The sequence below is a fragment of the Streptomyces sp. CMB-StM0423 genome, assembly GCF_002847285.1.
Taxonomy (GTDB): domain Bacteria; phylum Actinomycetota; class Actinomycetes; order Streptomycetales; family Streptomycetaceae; genus Streptomyces.
Window position 1 is genome coordinate 2948710 of sequence record NZ_CP025407.1, and the last position, 21188, is coordinate 2969897.

The 21188-nt window shown below is 73.1% G+C and carries 20 protein-coding genes; 8 read left to right on the forward strand and 12 right to left on the reverse strand.

Going from position 1 to position 21188, the window contains the following annotated elements; genetic code table 11:
- The first annotated feature begins 83 nt into the window (after positions 1 to 83).
- The 3 genes from CXR04_RS12440 to CXR04_RS12450 all read left to right on the forward strand — a co-directional run bounded on the left by CXR04_RS12440 (position 84) and on the right by CXR04_RS12450 (position 2475).
- Positions 84 to 1175: a hypothetical protein gene (locus CXR04_RS12440; RefSeq protein WP_199850448.1), complete on the forward strand. Its 1092-nt coding sequence runs from the start codon at positions 84 to 86 to the stop codon at positions 1173 to 1175.
- Positions 1176 to 1251: 76 nt separating this feature from the next.
- Complete coding sequence (gene msrA, locus CXR04_RS12445; protein ID WP_101421947.1) at positions 1252 to 1917, forward strand: peptide-methionine (S)-S-oxide reductase MsrA; 666 nt, start codon at positions 1252 to 1254, stop codon at positions 1915 to 1917.
- A 99-nt stretch (positions 1918 to 2016) separates the two neighbouring features.
- Entirely contained in the window at positions 2017 to 2475 is a 459-nt protein-coding gene (locus tag CXR04_RS12450; protein ID WP_101421949.1) for a PPOX class F420-dependent oxidoreductase, read from the forward strand.
- A gap of 50 nt (positions 2476 to 2525) precedes the next feature.
- On the opposite strand, the gene CXR04_RS12455 is transcribed toward CXR04_RS12450, so the two are convergent.
- The 5 genes from CXR04_RS12455 to CXR04_RS12475 form a co-directional block, all read right to left on the reverse strand.
- On the reverse strand, positions 2526 to 3014 hold the full coding sequence (locus CXR04_RS12455) for a hypothetical protein (protein ID WP_101421950.1): 489 nt from the start codon (positions 3012 to 3014) through the stop codon (positions 2526 to 2528).
- A 12-nt stretch (positions 3015 to 3026) separates the two neighbouring features.
- On the reverse strand, positions 3027 to 3551 hold the full coding sequence (locus CXR04_RS12460) for a hypothetical protein (RefSeq protein ID WP_234380199.1): 525 nt from the start codon (positions 3549 to 3551) through the stop codon (positions 3027 to 3029).
- 119 nt (positions 3552 to 3670) lie between these two features.
- Positions 3671 to 4669 carry a type I glyceraldehyde-3-phosphate dehydrogenase gene (gap, locus tag CXR04_RS12465; protein ID WP_101421951.1) on the reverse strand — a complete coding sequence of 333 codons (999 nt, stop codon included), beginning with the start codon at positions 4667 to 4669 and terminating at the stop codon, positions 3671 to 3673.
- 140 nt (positions 4670 to 4809) lie between these two features.
- Positions 4810 to 5766 (reverse strand): GlxA family transcriptional regulator, encoded by a 957-nt coding sequence (locus tag CXR04_RS12470; RefSeq protein ID WP_101421953.1) that lies wholly within the window; start codon positions 5764 to 5766, stop codon positions 4810 to 4812.
- Positions 5767 to 5798: 32 nt separating this feature from the next.
- On the reverse strand, positions 5799 to 6623 hold the full coding sequence (locus CXR04_RS12475) for an AraC family transcriptional regulator (protein ID WP_234380200.1): 825 nt from the start codon (positions 6621 to 6623) through the stop codon (positions 5799 to 5801).
- Between the two features lie 99 nt (positions 6624 to 6722).
- Between CXR04_RS12475 and CXR04_RS12480 the strand changes: the two genes are divergently transcribed.
- Positions 6723 to 7484 (forward strand): class I SAM-dependent methyltransferase, encoded by a 762-nt coding sequence (locus CXR04_RS12480; RefSeq protein ID WP_101421954.1) that lies wholly within the window; start codon positions 6723 to 6725, stop codon positions 7482 to 7484.
- Positions 7485 to 7544: 60 nt separating this feature from the next.
- Here CXR04_RS12480 and CXR04_RS12485 read toward each other — a convergent pair whose 3' ends face one another.
- Positions 7545 to 8444, reverse strand: a complete 900-nt coding sequence (locus CXR04_RS12485) for a TIGR03560 family F420-dependent LLM class oxidoreductase (protein ID WP_101421956.1) — start codon at positions 8442 to 8444, stop codon at positions 7545 to 7547.
- A 200-nt stretch (positions 8445 to 8644) separates the two neighbouring features.
- On the opposite strand from CXR04_RS12485, the gene CXR04_RS12490 reads away from it, so the two are divergent.
- The gene (locus CXR04_RS12490; RefSeq protein WP_101421958.1) at positions 8645 to 9322 is read left to right on the forward strand and encodes a hypothetical protein; all 678 of its coding nucleotides are present in this window, start codon (positions 8645 to 8647) and stop codon (positions 9320 to 9322) included.
- A gap of 117 nt (positions 9323 to 9439) precedes the next feature.
- Here the strand turns inward: CXR04_RS12490 and CXR04_RS12495 are convergent, their stop codons facing one another.
- The 4 genes from CXR04_RS12495 to hutH all read right to left on the reverse strand — a co-directional run bounded on the left by CXR04_RS12495 (position 9440) and on the right by hutH (position 14920).
- Positions 9440 to 10123 carry an ABC transporter ATP-binding protein gene (locus CXR04_RS12495; RefSeq protein WP_047017729.1) on the reverse strand — a complete coding sequence of 228 codons (684 nt, stop codon included), beginning with the start codon at positions 10121 to 10123 and terminating at the stop codon, positions 9440 to 9442.
- A gap of 48 nt (positions 10124 to 10171) precedes the next feature.
- Positions 10172 to 11632: an ABC transporter permease gene (locus CXR04_RS12500; protein WP_101421960.1), complete on the reverse strand. Its 1461-nt coding sequence runs from the start codon at positions 11630 to 11632 to the stop codon at positions 10172 to 10174.
- 273 nt (positions 11633 to 11905) lie between these two features.
- Positions 11906 to 13177, reverse strand: coding sequence for a L,D-transpeptidase (locus CXR04_RS12505; RefSeq protein WP_101421963.1), 1272 nt, complete (start codon positions 13175 to 13177; stop codon positions 11906 to 11908).
- A 177-nt stretch (positions 13178 to 13354) separates the two neighbouring features.
- On the reverse strand, positions 13355 to 14920 hold the full coding sequence (hutH, locus tag CXR04_RS12510; protein ID WP_101421965.1) for a histidine ammonia-lyase: 1566 nt from the start codon (positions 14918 to 14920) through the stop codon (positions 13355 to 13357).
- Positions 14921 to 15094: 174 nt separating this feature from the next.
- Between hutH and CXR04_RS12515 the strand changes: the two genes are divergently transcribed.
- Positions 15095 to 15874, forward strand: a complete 780-nt coding sequence (locus CXR04_RS12515; RefSeq protein WP_101421967.1) for an enoyl-CoA hydratase/isomerase family protein — start codon at positions 15095 to 15097, stop codon at positions 15872 to 15874.
- An 81-nt stretch (positions 15875 to 15955) separates the two neighbouring features.
- Entirely contained in the window at positions 15956 to 17059 is a 1104-nt protein-coding gene (locus CXR04_RS12520; protein ID WP_101421971.1) for a GGDEF domain-containing protein, read from the forward strand.
- A gap of 95 nt (positions 17060 to 17154) precedes the next feature.
- Here CXR04_RS12520 and CXR04_RS12525 read toward each other — a convergent pair whose 3' ends face one another.
- Positions 17155 to 18282, reverse strand: a complete 1128-nt coding sequence (locus CXR04_RS12525; RefSeq protein WP_442802371.1) for an adenylate/guanylate cyclase domain-containing protein — start codon at positions 18280 to 18282, stop codon at positions 17155 to 17157.
- A gap of 189 nt (positions 18283 to 18471) precedes the next feature.
- Positions 18472 to 19338, reverse strand: a complete 867-nt coding sequence (locus CXR04_RS12530) for a biotin--[acetyl-CoA-carboxylase] ligase (protein ID WP_101421975.1) — start codon at positions 19336 to 19338, stop codon at positions 18472 to 18474.
- Positions 19339 to 19573: 235 nt separating this feature from the next.
- On the opposite strand from CXR04_RS12530, the gene CXR04_RS12535 reads away from it, so the two are divergent.
- The gene (locus tag CXR04_RS12535) at positions 19574 to 21175 is read left to right on the forward strand and encodes an acyl-CoA carboxylase subunit beta (protein WP_101426333.1); all 1602 of its coding nucleotides are present in this window, start codon (positions 19574 to 19576) and stop codon (positions 21173 to 21175) included.
- Positions 21176 to 21188: the final 13 nt, after the last annotated feature.

The following is a 21188-nucleotide window of genomic DNA, read 5'->3' on the forward strand; positions in this document are numbered from 1 at the left end:
CGCGGCCGTCTGGTTTGCTGGAGGGGAGGACCCGTACGTGTACCACCCGGCCCGCACCCTCTTTGAGAACCCAGGACATATTAATGGAACTGTTGTTCGCACTCCTCGCCATCGCCCTGATCGCTTGGGTCGCCGTGCCCCTGCTGCGGCGTGCCCGGGGCGGCCGGGAGGTGCTGCAGTCGAACGCGCGGGCCGTCGACCCGGCCGGAAGCTACGGCTTCGTACCCGTCGACGAACTCGACGTCCGTCTCCCCGGCCCCGACCCGCAGCTCGCCGAGGTCCTTCGGGAGTTGCAGGAGGACCAGGACTGGCAGGCCGCCTCCCGGCTGCTCGCGCTCACCGACGACGAGTGGGAGCTGCGCTGGCAGCGGGTGCAGACACTGGCGGGGGCGGCGGCCTTCGAGCTGGCGCGGGCACCGGGCGAGGGCGGGGCGTGGCTGCGTTCGTGGCGGGCGGAGAAGCCCAAGGACGTGGGCGGTGCCGAGGTGCACGCGGAGTTCCTGGTGCGGCAGGCGTGGATGGCCGGAGCGGAGGCGTCGGAGTTCCCGGTGATCCTGGAGGAGGCGAAGAAGGTCTGCGCGGAAGCGGCGATGCTGGCGCCGGGCAGCCCCATGCCGTACATCATCGAGCTGGCCATCGCGCGCGGGGCGCACTACCGCGAGGCGGACTTCGAGGAGCTGTGGCACACGGTCGAACAGCGCGCCGGCGACCACATGGGCGCGCACCTCGCGGCGCTGCAGTACGCGTGCGAGAAGTGGCACGGCTCCAGGGAGGCGGCGTACGACTTCGCGCAGCGCGCGGCCGCGTCGGCGGGGCCGGGGACGCTGCTGCCTGCGCTGCCGCTGTTCGCGGTCTGGGAGCACCTGCCGGAGGCGAACCTGGTGCGGGGGCTGTACGAGGGCGAGGTCGTCAGGGAGGCGATCGAGGGCGCGCAGTACGCCGTGCACCACGCCCCGGCGGACCACCCGATGCTGCCGCACGTACGGCACCTGCTGGCGTGCTTCCTGGTGCGGGCGGAGCGGTACGAGGAGGCACTGGAGCAGATGCGGCACGTGGACGGGTACGTGGGCGCGCTCCCGTGGTCGCTGAGCGAGCAGCCGGCGGCGGAGTACGCGGCGTACCGGGCGCTGGCGGTAGCGGGGTACGAGGGCGGCAGGGGTGCGGCGTTGAAGTGAGGCGGCGGGGAATGTCAGAGGTGCACGATACGTTCTCTCGAAGGGAAATCAGCAGCGTCAGCGGAGGAGGCCGGAGATGTTCCTGAACCGCCACAAGAACCACCTGGTGACCAAGGACGAGGCGATTCCCGGCCGCCCCGCACCCGCTTTCCCCGTCCCGGAGCGCCACACGGTGCTGGGCAATCCTCTGGAGGGCCCGTACCCGGAGGGCCTGGAGGTCGCGGACTTCGGCCTGGGCTGTTTCTGGGGCGCGGAGCGCAACTTCTGGCAGACGCCGGGCGTGTGGACCACCCTGGTCGGCTACCAGGGCGGGCACACGACACACCCGACGTACGAGGAGGTCTGCTCGGGCCGGACGGGCCACACGGAGGCGGTCAGGGTGGTGTACGACCCGGCGGTGGTGTCGTACGACGACCTGCTCAAGCTGTTCTGGGAGTCCCACGACCCCACGCAGGGCTTCCGCCAGGGCAACGACATCGGCACGCAGTACCGCTCGGCGGTCTACACCCACACCCCCGCCCAGGCGAAGGCGGCGGACACGTCTCGCGCGTCGTACCAGCAGGTCCTGTCCGCCTCGGGCTACGGCGACATCACCACGGAAATCCTCCCGGCAGCCGACCGCCCCTTCTACCCGGCGGAGCCCTACCACCAGCAGTACCTGGACAAGAACCCGGGCGGCTACTGCGGCATAGGCGGCACGGGCGTGAGTTGCCCGGTGGGCGTTGCCAGGTCGGACGGCTGAGTTCCTGCCGAGAGTGGCGGTGGGCTCGGGTGGTGTTTGTGCCGGGGTTGCATTCTGACCCGGTGAAACCGTGGGGCTTCTTCACGCGTTGATCAGGTCGTGACTCAAGGACCGGCGCCTCGCCCACTCTCCGACGAAGCCCTCTCGGGTCTCCTCGGCAAGCAGCAGTTCGGCACTCTCGCCACCGTCAAGCGCAGTGGCCATCCCCATATGACGACCCTGCTGTACGACTGGGACCCGGACGCTCGCGTCGTGCGGTTTTCGACGACGGTCGACCGGGTCAAGGTTGCGCACCTGCGGCGCGATCCGCGGGCGGCGGTGCATGTGCGGGGGGACGATGTGTGGTCGTTCGCCGTTGCCGAAGGGGAGGCCGAGGTGTCCGACGTCTCGACGGCCCCGGGGGATGCGGTGGGGCGGGAACTGCTTGCGATGGTTCCGGGGGCTGCGAAGCCGGAGGACGAGGGCGCGTTCCTGGAGCAGATGGTCGCCGAGCGGCGCGTGGTCATCCGGTTGAAGGTGAACCGGCTGTACGGAACGGCACTCGACGTCACGGGCTAGTACCGCAGCGGTCGTTGTGGAGCGTGGAGCCGGTTGGGCAGGGTCGGGGTTCAGTCGGTGCCGCGGGGGTGTGCGTTGCGTACTCCGAGGTCCGCTCGCATGACGCGGCGGAGGTCGCCTACCGCGTGGTCGAAGGCGTCTTCGAGGTCGGTGTAGTCGGTGCTGGTCGCGTCGGCGCCTTCGAGGATGGCGTCCCGGGTGTCGCGGAGGATCTTGAAGGCGCGGGTGGAGGCTGCGATCACCGTCTCCGGGGCCAGAATGGCGAGTTGGTGGCGCAGTTCGTAGGCGCCGGGGGCAAGGAACAGTTCCCGTACGCGTGCGCGGCGTTCTTCACCCGACAGTGTCTGGTCGTGCACCGCTTCGTTCAGGGCGGTCCTGATGCGCGAAAGCGCCGCAGAGTAGTCCGCGTACAACTGCTTTCGCGACTCCAGCGCGCGGTCCTCGCGCTCTCGCCGCCAGCGCAGCCGGTCGGCGAGCAGCGTGGCCCCTACGCCGATCGCCGCGCCGAGTGCCGTGCTTACAGGCGATATCCACTCCACGGCGGACGAGGGTCAGGTGCGTTCCGGAGGGAGGGGGTGGATTCCCTCTTTTACTGCCCGCTGAATCGTCCGGGAGAGGTTCGCCGCGTCGTGGGTGAAGCCCGTGAGCAGGAGGCGTTTGCCGTTGTGGACTTTTATGCGGCAGTGGACGTCCCAGCCCATGGCCGCGCTGATCGCGTTCTGCTGGCCGCTGTCGGAGACCTTGCGGATGCTCTCCCAGGGGATCACCCGGGACTCGCCGGTCCTGCGGTAGACGAGGCCGCCCTCGCGGACCGTGTAGACCTCGCCGTGGCGGGTGGTGTAGCGCAGGCCGTTGGTGATGCCCGACCACAGGCAGAGGAGGGCCACGCCCACCACCAGGCCGGCGAAGGTGCCGCTGGAGGACTCCTCGAAGGTCTGGATGACGATCGGGATGGACGCGGCCCCGGCCGCCACTCCGATCACTAACGAGATGATCCCGGTCCGCCCGTGGCGCGCCACGTCGGTCTGATGGCGCCCTACGAAGGCACCGAGTTCCTGCTCACCCGGCACGGTCATGTGTCTCCCCCTCAGTCCCCCTTGTCGTGAGCAGCATTCTCGTGAGATCCGCGACGTGCCACAAGCAGACCGGCGAGCAGGGCGATCGGCTGGCCCTCTGGATACGGGGCGGGTGGGCGTCAGGTGGTGGTGAGGAGTTCGAGGGTGTCTATGACTCGGTGGGAGAAGCCCCATTCGTTGTCGTACCAGGCGACCACCTTGATGTGGCGGCCGTCGACGCGGGTGAGAGCCGAGTCGAAGACGGCGGAGGCCGGGTTGCCGGTGATGTCGGCGGAGACGAGGGGGTCTTCGGAGTATTCGAGGATGCCGGCCAGGGGGCCTTCCGCTGCTGTGCGGTAGGCGGCGAGGACGTCTTCGCGGGTGACGTCGCGGGTGACGGTGGTGTTGAGTTCGACGATCGAGCCGACCGGGACCGGGACCCGGATCGAGTCGCCGGACAGTTTGCCGTCCAGGCCGGGGAGTACGAGGCCGATGGCCTTGGCGGCGCCCGTGGTGGTCGGGACGATGTTGACGGCCGCGGCGCGGGCGCGGCGGGCGTCGCGGTGGGGGCCGTCCTGGAGGTTCTGCTCCTGGGTGTAGGCGTGCACGGTGGTCATGAAGCCGTGCTCGATACCGGCGAGTTCGTCCAGTACGGCGGCCAGGGGGGCGAGCGCGTTGGTGGTGCAGGAGGCGTTCGAGACGATGGTGTGGGCCTGCGGGTCGTACGCCTCGGTGTTCACGCCGGGCGCGAGGGTGACGTCGGCGCCGGCGGAGGGGGCGCTGACGAGGACCTTGCGCGCGCCTGCGTCGAGGTGCGCGCGGGCGGCCGTGGCCGCGGTGAAGCGGCCGGTGGCTTCGAGGACCACGTCGACATCGAGTTCGGCCCACGGCAGCTTCGCCGGCTCCCGCTCGGCGAGCACCTTGATGCGGCGGCCGTCGACGACGAGGGTGTCGCCGTCCGCCGTGACCGGGCGGCCGAGGCGGCCGGCGGTGGTGTCGTAGGCGAGGAGCCGCGCGAGGGTGGCGGGCTCGGCGAGGTCGTTGACGGCGACGACGTCGAGGCTGCTGTCGCGTTCCAGCAGCGCGCGCAGCACGTTGCGGCCGATGCGGCCGAATCCGTTGATGGCGATGCGGGTCATGGGCTTCCTGCCTTCCGGGTGTCTGCGGCTTCCCACGGGGGTCCCCCGGGCCCCGGGTTTCTGCCCTTTCCAGCAGGTTCGCCCGCCGTGCCGGCCCTCGACAGCGGCCTGGGTGCCATCCTCCGCAAGGATTTCGCCAGCTACTCGCCCCGCGCGAACGTGCGCCGGTATTCGCTCGGCGTCGTCCCCAGAATCTGCTGGAAGTGCAGCCGCAGGTTCGCGCCCGTGCCGAGGCCGACGCGGTCCGCGATCTGCTCCACGCTCTGCTCGGACCGCTCCAGCAACTCGCGCGCCACGTCGATGCGCGCCCGCATGATCCACTGCATCGGCGTGTACCCGGTGTCGTCCACGAAGCGCCGCGAGAACGTGCGCGTCGACACCCCCGCGTGCCGCGCCAGCGCCTCCAGCGTCAGCGGCTCGAAGAGCCGGTGCAGCGCCCACTCCCGGGTCGCGGCGAACCGCTCGCCGAGCGGCTCCGGCACGCTGCGCGGCACGTACTGCGCCTGGCCGCCGCTGCGGTACGGGGCCGCCACCAGGCGCCGCGCGGCGTGGTTGGACGCGGCCACGCCGAGGTCGCCGCGGAGGATGTGCAGGCACAGGTCGATGCCGGAGGCGGCGCCCGCGGAGGTCAGGACGCTGCCTTCGTCGACGAAGAGCACGTTCTCGTCGACCCGCACCTCCGGGTGCTTCGCGGCGAGCGCGCGCGTGTAGTGCCAGTGGGTGGTGGCGCGGCGGCCGTCGAGGAGGCCGGTGGCGGCGAGGGCGAAGGCGCCGGTCGAGATGGCGGCGAGGCGGGCGCCGCGGCGGTGGGCGGTGATCAGGGCCCCGGTGACGGCGGGCGGCGGGTCGTCGCGGTCGGGGAACCGGTAGCCGGGTACGAAGACGATGTCGGCCCAGGTCAGCGCGTCCAGTCCGTGCGCGACGTGGTACGAGAGCCCGTCGCCGCCGGCCACAAGACCCGGTGCGGCGCCGCAGACGCGGACCTCGTACGGCATGCTCCGGCGGGTGCTGAAGACCTGCGCGGGGATGCCGGCGTCGAGGGGTTTGGCGCCTTCGAGTACGAGGACGGCGGCGCGGCGGAGGCGGGAGGCTGGCACGGGGACACGGTACGTGCCGGGTCCGCGGATCCTCAGTCGCGCGGGAAGTACGTGCCCGGCGGTGCCCCCACGGTGCGGTGGAACGCCGCCACGAAGGCGCTCGACGAGGCGTAGCCGACGTGGCGGGCGGCGGTGGCCACCGTTGCGCCGGAGGCGAGCAGCGGCAGGGACGCCTGGAGGCGCAGGTGCGTACGCCAGCGGCCGAAGGGCATGCCCGTCTCGGCGACGAAGAGGCGCGCCAGCGTACGGGGCGCCGCGCCGGCGTACGGGGACCACTCCGCGAGCGTACGGGCGTCCGCCGGGGTGTCGCGCAGGGCCTCGGCGACGGCGCGGGGGCGCGGATCGTGGGGCATGGGCGCCAGGACGGACGCCGCGGCGACGGGCGTGAGCTGGTCGAGGAGCACGGCCTCCGCGCGGGCGCGGGCGGCCGGGGCGGGGGCGTCGCCGGCGAGGTGGTCGAAGAGGGCCCGCAGCAGGGGGGTCACGGCCACGACGGTCGGCTCGGCCCAGCCTGGCCCGGTCGCCGGCGCGCGCGTACGGAGCGGGTGGTCAGCGGCCGCCGGGCCCGGATGCCGGACGTAGAGCGCCCGCGGCTCCGTCGTGCCCGCCGTACCCGTCGCGTGGCGTACGCCCGGGGGGATCCACAGCGCTGTCGTCGCCGGCAGCACCCACGTGCGGCCCAGCGCCCGCACCATCAGGACCCCGCTGCGCGCCCACGCCAGTTGCGGCACCGGGTGGCGGTGGCGGTCGGTCCAGCCGCCGCCCGCCGCCACGAGGCCCGCCACGAGCACCGCACCGCCCCCGTGGGCGGAAGCGGAAGCGGAATCGGTAGGCGGTGCGGGGCCGTTCAGCGACATGGCTGGCCAGACTAGCGCGTGGCGGCCACTCCCCACCCCGCCCGTCCACCGGGCGAAGCGGAAGCGCACGAACGGACGGGCGCCGGGTAGGAATCGGGCATGCGCCCCGTGGACTACGACGACCGCCTCCACCGCACCTATGCCGCAGGCCGCGCCCTCACCGACGCCCAGCGCACCGCCTGGTCCCGCGCCTTCGCCGCCCGCCTGCCAGCGGCCCGGCCGCTGCGCGGGCTGGACGTCGGGTCCGGCACCGGGCGGTTCACGCCGCTGCTCGCCGCGGAGTTCGGCGGTCCGGTCACCGGGGTCGAGCCGTCGGCGCGGATGCGCGAGCAGGCCGTCGCCGGCGCCGCGCATCCGCGGGTCGCGTACGTCCCGGGGCGCGCCGAGGCGCTGCCGCTGCCGGACGCGTCGGTCGATTTCGCGCTCGGCTTCCTGGTCTGGCATCACGTACGGGACAAACACGCCGGCGCCCGCGAGCTGCACCGCGTCGTACGGCCCGGCGGCACCCTGATGCTGCGTACCGAACTCACCGACTCGCTGCCCGACTTGTGGTACCTCGACGCCTTCCCGCGCGGGCGCGACGTCCTCGCCGCGCTCTACGAGCCGCTGTCAGTGCTGCGCGATACGTTCGAGACGGCGGGATGGGAACTGAAGGGGGTGGGAGAGGTCGGGCTGCCGGCGCCCGGGACGTGGGCGGGGGCGCTGGCCCGGTTGCGTACGCGCGCGTTCTCGATCTTCGAGCACATGCCGGAAGCCGATATCGAGGCGGGCTTCGCGGAGTTGGAGCGCCGGGTGGCCACGGCGCCGCAGGCGCCCGCGCCGGTGACGCCGGGGACGGTGGTCACCTTCCGCCGCGCGTGAGGGCCGCGGGGCTCACCAGACGCGGGACTCACCAGCCGCGGGGCTCACCAGCCGCGGGGCTCACCAGACGCCCACCTCGCTGTTCGGCTTGATCTGCGCCACCACCGGCACGGCCTCGCCCACGGCCTCGACTGCCTCCACCGACCACGGCCCGACCGCGACGAACACCACGTGCTCGATCCCGAACTCCGCGAACGACTCGCACCGCTCCGCCACCGACTCCGCCGGCTCCCCCAGCTCCATCCGGGCGGTGACCGTCTTCTCCACCTCCCAGAACGGCCGCCCCGCAGAGGCGCAGTGGTCCGCGAGCACGTCCAGCTCGCGGCGGAGCGTCAGGCCGCCGTCCGGTACGTCGAAGAAGTTGCACGCGTCCGCGTACTGCGCCGCCAGCCGCAGCATCGGCCCGTCGCCCACGCCGCCGACGAGCACGGCGGGCCGCGGCCGCTGCACCGGCTGCGGGCTGCACACGGGGTAGTCCAGCGCGAAGTGCCGCCCGTCGAACGCGCCGGTGTCGCCCGCCCACATCTGCTGCGCCAGCCGCAGCGTCTCCTCCAGCCGCTCGACCCGCTCGACCGCGGGCGGCAGGGTCAGCCCCATCGCATACGCCTCGTCCTCGCGGTAGCCGGCGCCGAGGCCGAGCCAGGCGCGGCCGCCGGAGAGCACGTCGAGGGTGGTGACGGCCTTGACGAGCAGCGCGGGCGGGCGGTAGTTGACGCCGGTGACCATCGTGCCGATGCGGACGTGCTCGGTGCGCGCTGCCAGGTAGCCGAGGGTGGTGTACGCCTCCAGCACCGGCTCGTCCGGCGTGCACGTGGGGTCGGCCTGCAGCAGGTGGTCACCGACCCAGACGGTGTCCACGCCCGCCGCGTCCGCTGCGCCGACGACCTCGGCGAGCGCGGGCGCGAGGGCCGTGGGACCGCCGGGCCAGGAGAAGTCGGTGACGTTGATGCTGATGCGCATGGTGGGCGGCCTCCTCGTCGCTTACACGCAGTCTGCCTGTGAAGGCGTGTGCCGGTCGTCCGTCCACAGGAGTCAACTTTCTTACTCCCAGGGGAGTAACGGGCGTTCAGGCGGTCTTCCCGGGGCGGCAGGGGCCCGTCGCGGAAGGAGCCGGGACGGTACGCGGAAGGGGGTGCGCGGCGACTGCGTACCGTGGTGCCATGAGCACCGTCAAGTTGACGCCCGCCCGGCGCCGGGCCGTGGCCGGGGCCGACGCCGCGACCGGGCTGGTGCGCGCGAGCGAGCGCGTGCTGGAAGGTCTGGTGGACGGCGGTTTCGCGGTACGGCATCCGCGCCCGCCGCACCGGCACTACCTCACCCCCGCGGGGCGCGGGCTGCGCGACCGGCTGCTCGCCGAAGCCGCGGCCGCAGCCGAAGCGGGCGCCCACACCGCCGCCGAGCCGGCGGGCGGCCAGGACCCGGCGGAGCCCGGGGTGTTCGCGGCCCGTACCGGTGGCGAGCCCGCCCCGCCCGACGCCGCCGCGCGCACCCGCGAGGTGCGCAGCGCCTGGGAGGGCCTCGCCGAGCTGCGCCGGCTCACCAACGCCGACGGCGCCACCGACGTGCCCTGCGCCTGGGAGCGTAGGCACCTGGCGTCCGCCGTCGCCCTCGCGCTGGAGGCCGGCGGCCTGCCCCCGGCCACGGACGTGACCGGCGGCTACGTCGTCACGCCCGCCGCGCACCAGCCGGAGGCGGTACGGGTCGACTGGCGGCCGGGACCGGCGCTGCGGGAACTGGTACGGGGCGCGGGGGTGCTGGAGGCGGCGGGGTGGCAGGTCTCCGAACACCCTGAGCGCGACGGCGGGATGTACCTGCTGGCCTCACCGCGCCGCCGCTGAACAGGCCGGCGCCCCGGTGCCGTACGACACCGGGGCGCGCAGGGGCGCGTACGGACGCCTCCGCGCCCGTACGCGCCCTTCCCCCGAGACCCCCGAGCCCCCTGTGCCTTTACGGCGCTACGCCGCCTCCCGCTCCGTGACCTTCAGCCGGCCCTTCTTGATGACCGCCAGCCGCGGCGCCCGCCTGGCGATCGCGCTGTCGTGCGTGACCAGCACGTACGTCAACCCCAGCTCCTTCCACAGCCCTTCGAGCAGCGCCACGATGTCGTCCCGGGTGTCCTCGTCGAGGTTGCCGGTCGGCTCGTCGGCCAGCAGCACCTTCGGCTGCTTCACCAGCGCCCGCGCGATGGCCACGCGCTGCTGCTGGCCGCCGGACAGCTCGCCAGGCAGGTGGGTCAGCCGCTCCGCGAGCCCCACGGACTCCAGCGCCTCGGCCGCCCGCTTGGCACGTTCGGTGGCCTTCACGCCGAGCGGCACGAGCGCGGTCTCGACGTTCTCCTGGGCGCTGAGGGTGGGGATGAGGTTGAAGCTCTGGAAGACGAAGCCGATGGTCGCGGCGCGTACCCGCGTGAGCGCGGCCTCGCTGAGGCCGCCGAGGTCGGTGCCGTCGAGGCTGACGGTGCCGGAGGTCGCGCGGTCGAGGCCGCCGAGCAGTTGCAGCAGCGTCGACTTGCCGCCGCCGGTGGGGCCGCGGACGACGAGCTGGTCGCCGTCGGCGATGGTGAGGTCGACGCCGGCCAGGGCGTCGATGGCCTCCTTGCCGCGCTGGTAGCGCTTGGTGACGCCGGTGAGCTGGTACATCGTGGTCAACTCCTGGATTGCCGCGGGTGAGGTGGTCGGGGGGTGGGGCTACTCGACGCGCCGGAGCGCGTCCGCCGGCCGCAGCCGCGCCGCCCGCCAGCCGCCGAAGAGGCCGGCGATCAGCCCGCCGGCGACCGCGAGCGCGACGGCCAGGGCGATCACGGAGAACGTCACGGGCGCCTGGAGCGCGACCTCCACGGTGGAGTTGGCCGCGTCCACCATCTCCTTCGGCCCGCGCATCACGGCGCCCTCGGGCATGTCGGAGCCCGGGCCCACCGAGGCGTCGAGCGTCGGGGCGACCGCCGTGACGAGGTACGCACCGGCGACGCCGAGCGCGATGCCGAGGACACCGCCGAGGATCCCGTTGACGAACGCCTCGCCCATCACCTGCCGGACGACGCGCCCGCTGCGCCAGCCGAGCGCCTTGAGGGTGCCGAACTCCCGCACCCGCCGGCCCACGGCGGACATCGTGAGCAGCCCGGCGAGCAGGAAAGCGGCGACCAGCACGACGACGGAGAGCCACTTGCCGATGTTGGTGGCCAGGTTGGAGGCGGTGGAGAGATTGCCGGAGACCTGCTCGGCGAGGTCGGAGGCGGAGGTGACGCTGGCGCCGGACACGTTCTCGTCGATGGCGTCCTTGACCGCGGGGATGTCCTCGGAGCTGTCGGCCTTGACGTAGATGGTGGAGACCTTGTTCTCCAGGTCGGCGTCGGACAGCTCCTGGGCGCGCTTGAGCGGGATGTAGACGTTGGCGGTGGCGGCGCCGGTGTCGGCGGTGGCGACGCCGACGATCTCGAACTTCTTGCCCTTGATGGTGACCTCGTCGCCGACCTTCAGGTCCTCGTCCTTGGCGTATGCGCTGTCGACGACCGCCTTGAGGGCGTCGGTGTCGTTCTTGCCGAAGGCCGCGCCGTCGCTGATCTTGGACGAGGAGAGCGGGCCGACGTCCTGCTGGGTGACGTCGAGGCCGGTGACGGTGAAGGAGTCGACGTCGATGTCGGCGCCGCCGCCCTCGATCCGCGGGCCGCCCCCGCCGCCTCCGCCGCCGGACCCGCCCTGGCCGGGAGCGGCCTGCTCGGTGGCGCCGCCCTCGATCTTCCCCTGCTGGAAGTCGCCCTTGAACTCGATGTCGTTGAGCGCCAGCGCGCCCACCGCCGTGTCGACGCCGTCCTGGGCCTCGACCTCGGCGACGACCGAGTCGTCGAGGTGGTCGAAGCCGCCGAGCGGCATCAGCCGGTCGTCGGTCTTGGTGGCGTCCTCACCATCCTCGCCGGGTCCGATACGGAAGCTCTGCGGCCCGCCGCCGCTCTCGTCCGCCTCCTTGCTGACGGTGAGGTCGGTGCCCACGCCGTAGAGGGAGTGCAGGACTTCGTCCTGGGCGTCGCGCATGCCGGCGGCCACGGACGACACGGTGATGACGAGGCCGATCCCGAGCGCCAGGCCGAGGGCGACGACCAGTGCGGCCTTTCTGCGCCGGCGCAACTCGCGCCGGAGGTAGGTGAGGAACATGCGGCGAAGTTATGGCGCGAGGTTGGGGAAAGGCTGAGGTCACCGTGAGAGTGCCATGAGAAAGGGCCGGGCCTCGCCGTACGTACGTCGTACGGTCCAGGTCCCGGCCCTGTGCCGGTGCTACGGCGCCCGCCCGCGGCGCCCGCCGGAGGAAGGCCCACCGCGCCCCCGCGCGCTGCGGTACGCCGAGGCGTACGGGGCATGAACTCCGTACGCCCCCGGCGCCCCGCGTCGCCTCGGCGGCGCCGCGCCACGGCTGAGCGGATCAGCGGCTCAGAGCGCGCTGCCCTCCTGCCAGGCGGCCCAGTCCATGTTCCAGCCGTTGAGACCGTTGTCCGGGGCGATGGTCTCGTCCGGCGAGTTCTGGACGATCACGACGTCACCGACCAGCGACTGGTCGTAGAACCAGGCGCCGTCCGTCCCGGAGTCGTTCGCGCCCTGCTTGTCGAACAGGCCGACGCAGCCGTGGCTGGTGTTGGCGCTGCCGAACACGCCCCGGCCGCCCCAGTAGTTGCCGTGGATGAACGTGCCGGAGGTGGACAGCCGCATGGCGTGCGGCACGTCCGGGATGTCGTACTCGCTCTCGCCCTTCTTGTCGGTGAAGCCCACCGTCGAGCCGTCCATCCGGGTCTCCTTGTGCTTCTCGGAGATCACCATCTGGCCGTTGTATGTGGGGTTCTCGGGCGAACCCGCGGAGATCGGGATGGTCTTGACCTTCTTGCCGTCCCGCACGACCTCCATCGTCATGGCCTTGACGTCGACGGTGGTGACCTGCGAGCGGCCCACGGTGAAGCTCATCTCGCGGTCCTGCACGCCGAAGACGCCGGGCGACGCCTCGACCCCGTCGAGGTTCATGTCCATGGTGACGGTGGAGCCCGCCTCCCAGTAGTCCTCCGGGCGGAAGTCGAGCCGGGTGTCGTTGAACCAGTGGCCCACGACCTCCTGGCCGCTGCTCGTCTCGACCGCGATCTTCGACTCGACCGCCGCCTTGTCCTCGACCGGCTTGTCGAAGTTGAGCGACACGGGCATGCCGACGCCGACCTCGGTGCCGTCCTCCGGGGTGAAGTAGCCGATCACGCTGTTCTCGGCAGAGACCGTGGAGAAGTTCGCGTTGGACGTGGACACCTGGCCGTCGCCGTCCTTGGCCTTGGCCGTGAGCCGGTACTCCGTGCCGCGCTCCAGCGCCGCGTCCGGGGTCCAGGAGGCACCGTCGTCCGCGATGGTCCCGGCGATCTGGTCGGTGCTGCCGGCCGCGGTCAGCACGACCTCGGTGAGCTTGCCGCCCTTCACCGTGACCTTGGTGTCGGAGTTGATCCCGACGTTCTCCGTGCCGTCCTTGGGCGCTATGGATATTCGGGCGTCCGGCACGTTCTTCTGCTGATCCGAGGTGGAATCCTTCTGATCCCCGGAGCCCTCCGCCTTGCTGTCTCCGCCGCACGCCGTCAGTCCCAGCACGGCGCTCATCGCCACCGCGGTCAGCGCCACCCCGCGCCGCCCCTTGCCGTACACCCTCACGTCGTAACTCCCCTTCACCGCGAAGGGCACGATGCCCTACCTCACGGAGGAGGACGCCCAGTCCCCACTAGTCCGTTCCGTCCTGCCACCCCACTGTGGCACACGCCACGGACGCTCCTGACCGGCGGTCGGGCACACCGCAACACATCCGCCCGGAAGGAGGGGGAACGGCGCAGGTCAGCGCCCATTCGATCAGATTGCGACGAATCAGGAAAGAGGCCCTGTGACGGACTCCACCGCCGCGACGAGCCGCCCGGAACGGACGAAACCCTCCGCCGCGGCCAGATCCGGCGACAGGAACCGGTCGTCCCCCGGCCCCGCGACCCCCGCGTCGCGCACGGCGCGCAGCACGGCCTGCGTGGCGGGCGCCGGCGTGAGTCCGGCGCGCAACTCGACGGCGCGGGTGGCCGCGTACATCTCCACGGCCAGCACCTTGGTCAGATGATCAATCGCGGTACGCAGCTTGCGGGCCGCGGACCAGCCCATGGAGACGTGGTCCTCCTGCATCGCCGACGACGGGATGGAGTCCGCCGAGGCCGGCACGGCCAGCCGCTTCAACTCGCTGACCAGCGCGGCCTGCGTGTACTGGGCGATCATCAGGCCCGAGTCCACGCCGGGGTCGCCGGCCAGGAAGGCGGGCAGGCCGTGGCTGCGGTTCTTGTCCAGCAGCCGGTCGGTGCGGCGCTCCGCGATGGAGCCGAGGTCGGCGGCGGCGACGGCGAGGAAGTCCAGGACGTACGCGACGGGGGCGCCGTGGAAGTTGCCGTTGGACTCGACCCGGCCGCCGATCACCACCGGGTTGTCGACGGCGGCGGCCAGTTCGCGCTCCGCGACCGTACGGGCGTGGGCGAGGGTGTCCCGGCCGGCGCCCGCGACCTGCGGCGCGCAGCGCACGGAGTACGCATCCTGCACCCGGGGCGCCGCGGGCAGGCCGTCGTGTCCGGTCTGGTGGTGGCCGGTGAGGCCCGAGCCGTCGAGCACCTTGAGCATGTTGGCGGCGCTGGCCGCCTGGCCGGGGTGGGGGCGTACGGCGTGCAGCTCGGGCGCGAGCACCCGGTCCGTGCCGAGCAGGGCCTCCAGGGTGAGCGCGGCGGTGACGTCGGCGGCGGTGAGCAGCGCGGCGAGGTCGGCGCAGGCCATGAGCAGCATGCCGAGCATCCCGTCGGTGCCGTTGAGCAGCGCGAGGCCCTCCTTCTCGCGCAGGGTCACGGGCGCGAGGCCGTGCGCCGCGAGCAGGTCCGCGGCGGGGTGCACGGTGCCGTCGGGGCCTTCGGCGTCGCCCTCGCCCATCAGCGCCAGCGCGCAGTGCGAGAGGGGGGCGAGGTCGCCGGAGCAGCCGAGGGAGCCGTACTCGTGGACGACGGGGGTGATGCCGGCGTTGAGCATCCCGGCCATCGCCTGGGCGACCTCGGGGCGTACGCCGGTGTGGCCGGAGGCCAGGGTCTTCAGGCGCAGGAACATCAGCGCCCGTACCACCTCGCGCTCCACCCGCGGGCCCATGCCGGCCGCGTGCGAGCGGACGATGTTGCGCTGGAGCTGCACGCGCAGATCGGGGCTGATGTGCCGGACGGCGAGCGCGCCGAAGCCGGTCGAGACCCCGTACACCGGGTCGGGCTTGGCGGCGAGGTCGTCCACGACGCGGCGCGCGGCGGCGAGCGCGTCGAGGGCGCGTACGGACAGCTCGACGGGGGCGCCGCGGCGGGCGACGGCCAAGACGTCGTCCGCGGTGGTGCCGGCGGGCCCGAGGACGACGGGCGCGGGGCGGGAGTGCATATTCATATTCAGGAACCTTACGAAGTGAATCCTGAGCTGTCACGGGCGCTGCGCGAAGCCCCTCGCGGGACGTCCAACTGATCAGAAAACACACTTGGTCGGCTCTGGCGCGGCGCGGCCGCGCGCACTACGTTAGCGAGCGTTAACGCCACGAGCCGCCGGAGGCAGATTCGCATGGGCGAGGGCATCACCGTCCGCACGCACGAGCACGTCGCCGAGCTGGTCCTCGACCGGCCGGAGGCCATGAACGCCGTCTCCACCGAGCTGGCCCGCGCGCTCACCGAGACCACCGCGCGGCTGGCCGCCGACGCCTCCGTACGGGCCGTGGTCCTCACCTCCAGCCACGAGCGCGCGTTCTGCGTCGGCGCGGACCTCAAGGAGCGCAACGCCTTCACCGACGCCGACATGCACCGCCACCGCCCCACGTCGCGCGCCGCGTACACGGGGGTGCTGGAGCTGCCGATGCCGGCCATCGCGGCGGTGCACGGCTTCGCGCTCGGCGGGGGGTACGAGCTGGCGCTGTCCTGCGACTTCATCGTCGCCGACGAGACGGCGGTCGTCGGGCTGCCGGAGGTGTCGGTCGGGGTGGTGCCCGGCGGCGGCGGGACACAGTTGCTGCCCCGCCGGGTGGGCTCCGCGCGCGCCGCGGAGCTGATCTTCACCGCGCGCCGGGTGGAGGCGGCGGAGGCCCACGCGCTGGGCCTGGTCGACCGGCTGGTGCCGGCGGGCGAGGCCCGCTCGACGGCGCTGGAGCTGGCCCGGCGGATCGCGGGCAACTCGCCGGTGGGCGTACGGGCCGCGAAGCGGGCGCTGCGGCTGGGCTACGGGCGGGAGCTGCGGGCGGGGCTGGAGATCGAGGACGCTGCCTGGCACCGGACGGCGCTGTCGGCGGACCGGAAGGAAGGCGTGGCCGCGTTCAACGAGAAGCGCAAGCCGGAGTGGCCGGGGACGTGAGGGGCGAAGGGGGTCATTTCCCCCATAGTGGGCAATCGGCCTAAATCCCGCAATTGGGGATTGATTGCCTACTCTGGAGCCGTGACGGGCAACGACCGGCCCCCGGACGAACCGCTGCGCGCCGTGGTCGAACTGGCCCGGGCGCTGGCGGACGCGGTCACGCCCCGCGACACGGTGCGTGCGGCGGCGGCGGGTGCCAGGCACGCGCTGGCCGGATCGTTCGCGGCGGTGTCCGTCTGGGAGCGGGAGCGCGGGCGGCTGCGGGTGCTGGTGAACGACGGCGAGCGGGCGCCCGACGAGGAGGAGTTCCCGCCGGACGAGTCGTACCCCCTGCGCGACTTCCCCGACCTGGCCTCGCCCGGCGGCCCCCGGACGGCGACGTCCGGCTCTCCGGGACCGCGGGGGGAGATGCTGCGGCGGCACGGGCGGGGCAGTTGCCTGTTCGCGCCGATCCTGGTGCACGGGCGGGCGTGGGGTGAGCTGTACGTGGCCCGCCCGCGCGGCGCGGCTGCCTTCACCGCGTACGACGAGAGCTTCGCGGCGGCGCTGAGCGCGGTGGTGGCGGCGGGGCTGGCGCAGACGGAGCGGCTGGAGGAGGCGCGGCGGCTGGCGTTCACGGACCCGCTGACGGGGCTGGCCAACCGCCGGGCGCTGGACCCGCGGCTGGACGAGGCGGTGGAGCAGCACCGGGCGGAGGGCACGGTGGTCAGCCTGGTGGTCTGCGACGTCAACGGCCTCAAGGAGGTCAACGACTCCTTCGGCCACGCGGGCGGCGACCGCCTGCTGGAACGATTCGGCTCGCTGCTGTCGCTGCACGGGGCGGCGCTGCCGGACACGCTGGCCGCCCGGCTGGGCGGCGACGAGTTCTGCCTGCTCTCGGCGGGCCCCCCGGCGGACGACGTGGTGCGCACGGCGACGGAGTTGTGCGCGCGGGCGGCGACCCTGGAGCCGGGCCGGGGGGTCGCGTGCGGGGTGGCGTCGACGGGGGACCCGATCGGCCCGGTGCTGTCGGGACGGCGGCTGCTGCGGCTGGCGGACGCGGCGCAGTACGCGGCGAAGGCGGCGGGGGCGGAGGGCCCGGTGGTGGCAGGCCGGGACAGGGAGGTGACGAGGCTGGCGGACGACCCACCGCGGGGGCGGAGCCGGAGGGCGTTCAGGGGGCGGCAGGCGGGGAGCCAGGGGTAGGAGGACCATCCCCGTGTGTGCCGGGAGTTCGGCCACGGTCTACGGCGTCAACGCGCCCTCGGGACACCGGCACGGGGGAAAGCGGGCCCGCGGCCTCAGCCGCGGCGGCTCAGCAGCCAGGGCTCCACCACGCCAAGACCCCGCACCGGACGCTGCCACATCGGCTGGAGCGCGAAGCGGTACGAGGGGGCTTCCCCCGTGCCGCCCTCCGCCGCCGCCTTCTCCGCGGCCGTGGCCGCCGCCTCCGACTCCGGGGCGTCGCCGTCCCGTATCAGCTCCTCGGCGAAGTCGCTGTGGACCAGCACCGTGTCCTTCGGCGCGATCGACGTCAGCCGCGACGCCAGGTTGACCGTCGTGCCGAACACGTCGCCCATCCGCGTCGTCACCGTGCCGAACGCGATGCCCACCCGCAGCTCCGGCATCGTCTCGTCGTGGGCGAGGGTCTCGATCAGCCGGATGCCGATCTCCGCCGCCGTGCCCGCGTCGTCCGCGGAGAACAGCACCTCGTCGCCCAGGGTCTTGATGAGCCGGCCGCCGTGGGCGGCGACCAGGTCGGCGGCGGTGGTCTCGAACGCCTCGACCAGCTCGCCCAGCTCCTCCTCCTCCAGCCGCCGGGTCAGCCGGGTGAAGCCCACCAGGTCGGCGAAGCCCACCGCGAGGCGGCGGTCGACCATCTCGTCGTCGTCCTGCGCCTGGACGACGCGGCCGGTGGCCGCGGCGAGCTGGCGGCGCCAGACGTAGACGAGGAACTCCTCCAGCTCCGGCAGCAGCAGCTCGACCAGCGGGTAGGCGATCTCCGTACGGGACATGCCCTCCTGCGGCTCGGTGAGCCCTTCGAGGAAGGAGTCGATCTGCCAGTCCGCCAGCCGGGCCGTGGTCTGCCCGGTGGAGCGCGCCACCTGCACCGCCATGCCCTCGCTCAGCAGCCCGGCCTCCACCAGGCCGGCCAGCCGGCGCAGGGCGAGGACGTCGGCCTCGGTGAGCGCCTTGGCCTGGCCGATGTCGGCGAAGCCCATGGCGCGCCAGAAGCGGGCCGCCAGCTCCATCGGCACGCCCGCGGCGCGGGCGGCCTGGAAGGGCGTGTACTGGCGGTCGGAGCCCAGGATGAGCTGCTCGATGCGGATCGCGATCGGGTCGTCTTCGCTCTCCGGATCGACCGGCTCCTCCGCATCGTCCGGCCCTTCCGGGGCCGCCGGGCCTTCAGGACCCTCCGCGTCTGCCACGCCGGCCGGGTCATCGGCGCCCGAAGTGCCGGAAGCGCCCGCGGCGCCTGAGGCGCCTTCCGAGCCCGGGTCCCTCGGCTCCTCCGCACCGGAGGAGCCCGCAACCTCACTCACCGGCTGCCCCCTCCCCCCGTCCGTTCCCTGGCCACCGCCCTTGCGGTCTCAACGATACGGGAATTGTGGCCCAGCTCACTCCGCTTCGGCCGCGGACCGCAGGTGCACCACGTCCCCCGCGCTGACCGGCTCCGCCAGCCCCGCCGCCGTCGCCAGCACCAGCCGGCCGTCGCCGTCCACCGCGACGGCCTCCCCCGTCACCGCAGTGCCCCCCGGCAGCTCCGCGCGGACCTGCCGGCCGAGCGTCGCGCAGCCCGCCGCGTACGTCTCCTGCAGCCGGGCGCCGGCCGGGTCGCCGCCGGCGGTACGCCAGTTTCCGTACCACCGCTCCAGCGACCGCAGCATCGCGCGCAGCAGCGGGTCGCGGTCAGTGACCTTCGCGCCCGCCAGGGCCAGCGAGCCGGCCTGCGGGACGGGCAGTTCGCCGGCGCGCAGGGTGACGTTGATGCCGATGCCGAGGACCACGGACTCGCTCGTGGCGTCGGGGCGCTCCACGAGGATGCCGCCGGCCTTGCGCTCCTCGCCTTCGACGGTCACGAGCACGTCGTTCGGCCACTTCAGCGCCGTGTCCACGCCCGCGGCCCGCGGCAGCGCGGTCGCCACGGCAACGCCCGCGAGCAGCGGCAGCCAGCCCCACCGGCTGACGGGTACGCCCTCGGGGCGCAGCAGTACGGAGAAGAAGAGCCCGGACCGGGGCGGTGCCGACCACCGGCGCTCCAGCCGCCCGCGCCCCGCCGTCTGCTCCTCGGCGACCAGCACCGCGCCCTCGGCCGCTCCCTCGCGGGCGCGCGCGGCGAGGTCGGCGTTCGTGGAGCCGGTGGCCTCGACGACGTCGAGCGACGTCCACAGCCCCCCGGTCCGTACGAGCGCCCGGCGCAGCGCGTCGGCGTTCAGCGGCGGACGGTCGAGGTCGGACCAGCGACTTCCCCGATCTGCACTCATACGGCCACCCTACGGCCAGACGACGGCCCCACCGCCGCCGACGCCACGGGGCCCTTACGCCCGTCGCGCGCCGGCGTCAACACCGCCCCGGCGGCGCCACGCCTGCGGGTGTGGCCAACGCCGCACCCGTAGGGCGGCCCCGCGCCGATAGCCTACGTAGCGGTAAGTCCCGCACTCCCCCGGGTCCCCCGCCCGGAGGTGCCCCCGACGAGCAGGAGCTGCAACCGCGATGGCCATGGCCCAGGAGCCCCCCGCCGAGATGGCGGACAGCCACACGACGGGCGGCCGGCTCGCCGATCTGAGCCGGCGGATCGAGGAGGCCACGCACGCCGGGTCGGCGCGCGCGGTGGAGAAGCAGCACGCGAAGGGCAAGCTGACCGCGCGCGAACGGGTCGACCTGCTGCTGGACGACGGGTCGTTCACGGAGCTGGACGAGTTCGCCCGGCACCGTGCGACGAACTTCGGCATCGAGGCGAACCGCCCGTACGGCGACGGCGTGGTAACCGGCTACGGGACCGTCGACGGCCGCCCCGTCGTGGTGTATTCGCAGGACTTCACGGTCTTCGGCGGCTCCCTCGGCGAGGTCTACGGCGAGAAGATCGTCAAGGCGATGGACTTCGCCATGAAGACCGGCTGCCCGATCATCGGCATCAACGACGGCGGCGGCGCACGCATCCAGGAGGGCGTCGTCGCGCTGGGGCTCTTCGCGGAGATCTTCCGCCGCAACGTGCACGGCTCGGGTGTCGTCCCGCAGATCAGCGTCATCGTCGGCCCGTGCGCGGGCGGAGCGGTGTACTCCCCCGCCATCACGGACTTCACGGTCATGGTGGACGGCATCTCGCACATGTTCATCACGGGCCCCGACGTCATCAAGACCGTCACCGGCGAGGACGTCGGCTTCGAGGAGCTGGGCGGCGCCCGTACGCACAACACCACCTCCGGTGTCGCCCACCACATGGCGGGTGACGAGAAGGACGCCTTCGAGTACGTCAAGGCGCTGCTGTCGTACCTGCCGTCGAACAACCTCAGCGACCCGCCCGCCTTCCCCGAGGAGGGCGAGGCGTCGGTCACCGGCGAGGACCGGGAGCTGGACACCCTCATCCCGGACTCGGCGAGCCAGCCGTACGACATGCACGCCGCCATCGAACACGTGCTGGACGACCGCGAGTTCCTGGAGACCCAGGCGCTGTACGCGCCGAACATCATCACCGGGTTCGGCCGCGTCGAGGGCCACCCCGTCGGCGTCGTCGCCAACCAGCCGATGCAGTTCGCCGGCTGCCTGGACATCAAGGCCAGCGAGAAGGCCGCCCGCTTCGTGCGCACCTGCGACGCGTTCAACGTCCCCGTGCTCACCTTCGTCGACGTCCCCGGCTTCCTGCCCGGCACGGACCAGGAGTACGACGGCATCATCCGCCGCGGCGCCAAGCTCATCTACGCCTACGCCGAGGCCACCGTGCCGCTGATCACGGTGATCACCCGCAAGGCGTTCGGCGGCGCGTACGACGTCATGGGCTCCAAGCACCTCGGCGCGGACCTGAACCTGGCGTGGCCCACCGCGCGGATCGCCGTCATGGGCGCGCAGGGCGCGGTCAACATCCTGTACCGCCGTACGCTCGCCGCCATCGAGGACGAGCAGGAGCGGGAGGCGCGCCGCGCGGAGCTGATCAGGGAGTACGAGGACGCGCTGCTGAACCCGTATGCGGCGGCAGAACGCGGGTATGTGGACGCCGTCATCATGCCGTCGGAGACGCGGCGGCAGGTGGCGAAGGGGCTGCGGGTCCTGCGCACCAAGCGGGAGACGCTGCCGCCGAAGAAGCACGGGAACATCCCGCTGTAGCGCGGCGGGTGTC

Bases quoted from the DNA above. Each gene is read 5' to 3' on its own strand.
- CXR04_RS12440 (WP_199850448.1), top strand. From the start codon at position 84: ATGGAACTGTTGTTCGCACTCCTCGCCATCGCCCTGATCGCTTGGGTC.
- msrA (WP_101421947.1), top strand. From the start codon at position 1,252: ATGTTCCTGAACCGCCACAAGAACCACCTGGTGACCAAGGACGAGGCG.
- CXR04_RS12460 (WP_234380199.1), bottom strand. From the start codon at position 3,551: ATGACCGTGCCGGGTGAGCAGGAACTCGGTGCCTTCGTAGGGCGCCAT.
- gap (WP_101421951.1), bottom strand. From the start codon at position 4,669: ATGACCCGCATCGCCATCAACGGATTCGGCCGCATCGGCCGCAACGTG.
- CXR04_RS12475 (WP_234380200.1), bottom strand. From the start codon at position 6,623: ATGTCGCTGAACGGCCCCGCACCGCCTACCGATTCCGCTTCCGCTTCC.
- CXR04_RS12480 (WP_101421954.1), top strand. From the start codon at position 6,723: ATGCGCCCCGTGGACTACGACGACCGCCTCCACCGCACCTATGCCGCA.
- CXR04_RS12485 (WP_101421956.1), bottom strand. From the start codon at position 8,444: ATGCGCATCAGCATCAACGTCACCGACTTCTCCTGGCCCGGCGGTCCC.
- CXR04_RS12490 (WP_101421958.1), top strand. From the start codon at position 8,645: ATGAGCACCGTCAAGTTGACGCCCGCCCGGCGCCGGGCCGTGGCCGGG.
- CXR04_RS12495 (WP_047017729.1), bottom strand. From the start codon at position 10,123: ATGTACCAGCTCACCGGCGTCACCAAGCGCTACCAGCGCGGCAAGGAG.
- CXR04_RS12500 (WP_101421960.1), bottom strand. From the start codon at position 11,632: ATGTTCCTCACCTACCTCCGGCGCGAGTTGCGCCGGCGCAGAAAGGCC.
- hutH (WP_101421965.1), bottom strand. From the start codon at position 14,920: ATGCACTCCCGCCCCGCGCCCGTCGTCCTCGGGCCCGCCGGCACCACC.
- CXR04_RS12515 (WP_101421967.1), top strand. From the start codon at position 15,095: ATGGGCGAGGGCATCACCGTCCGCACGCACGAGCACGTCGCCGAGCTG.
- CXR04_RS12530 (WP_101421975.1), bottom strand. From the start codon at position 19,338: ATGAGTGCAGATCGGGGAAGTCGCTGGTCCGACCTCGACCGTCCGCCG.
- CXR04_RS12535 (WP_101426333.1), top strand. From the start codon at position 19,574: ATGGCCCAGGAGCCCCCCGCCGAGATGGCGGACAGCCACACGACGGGC.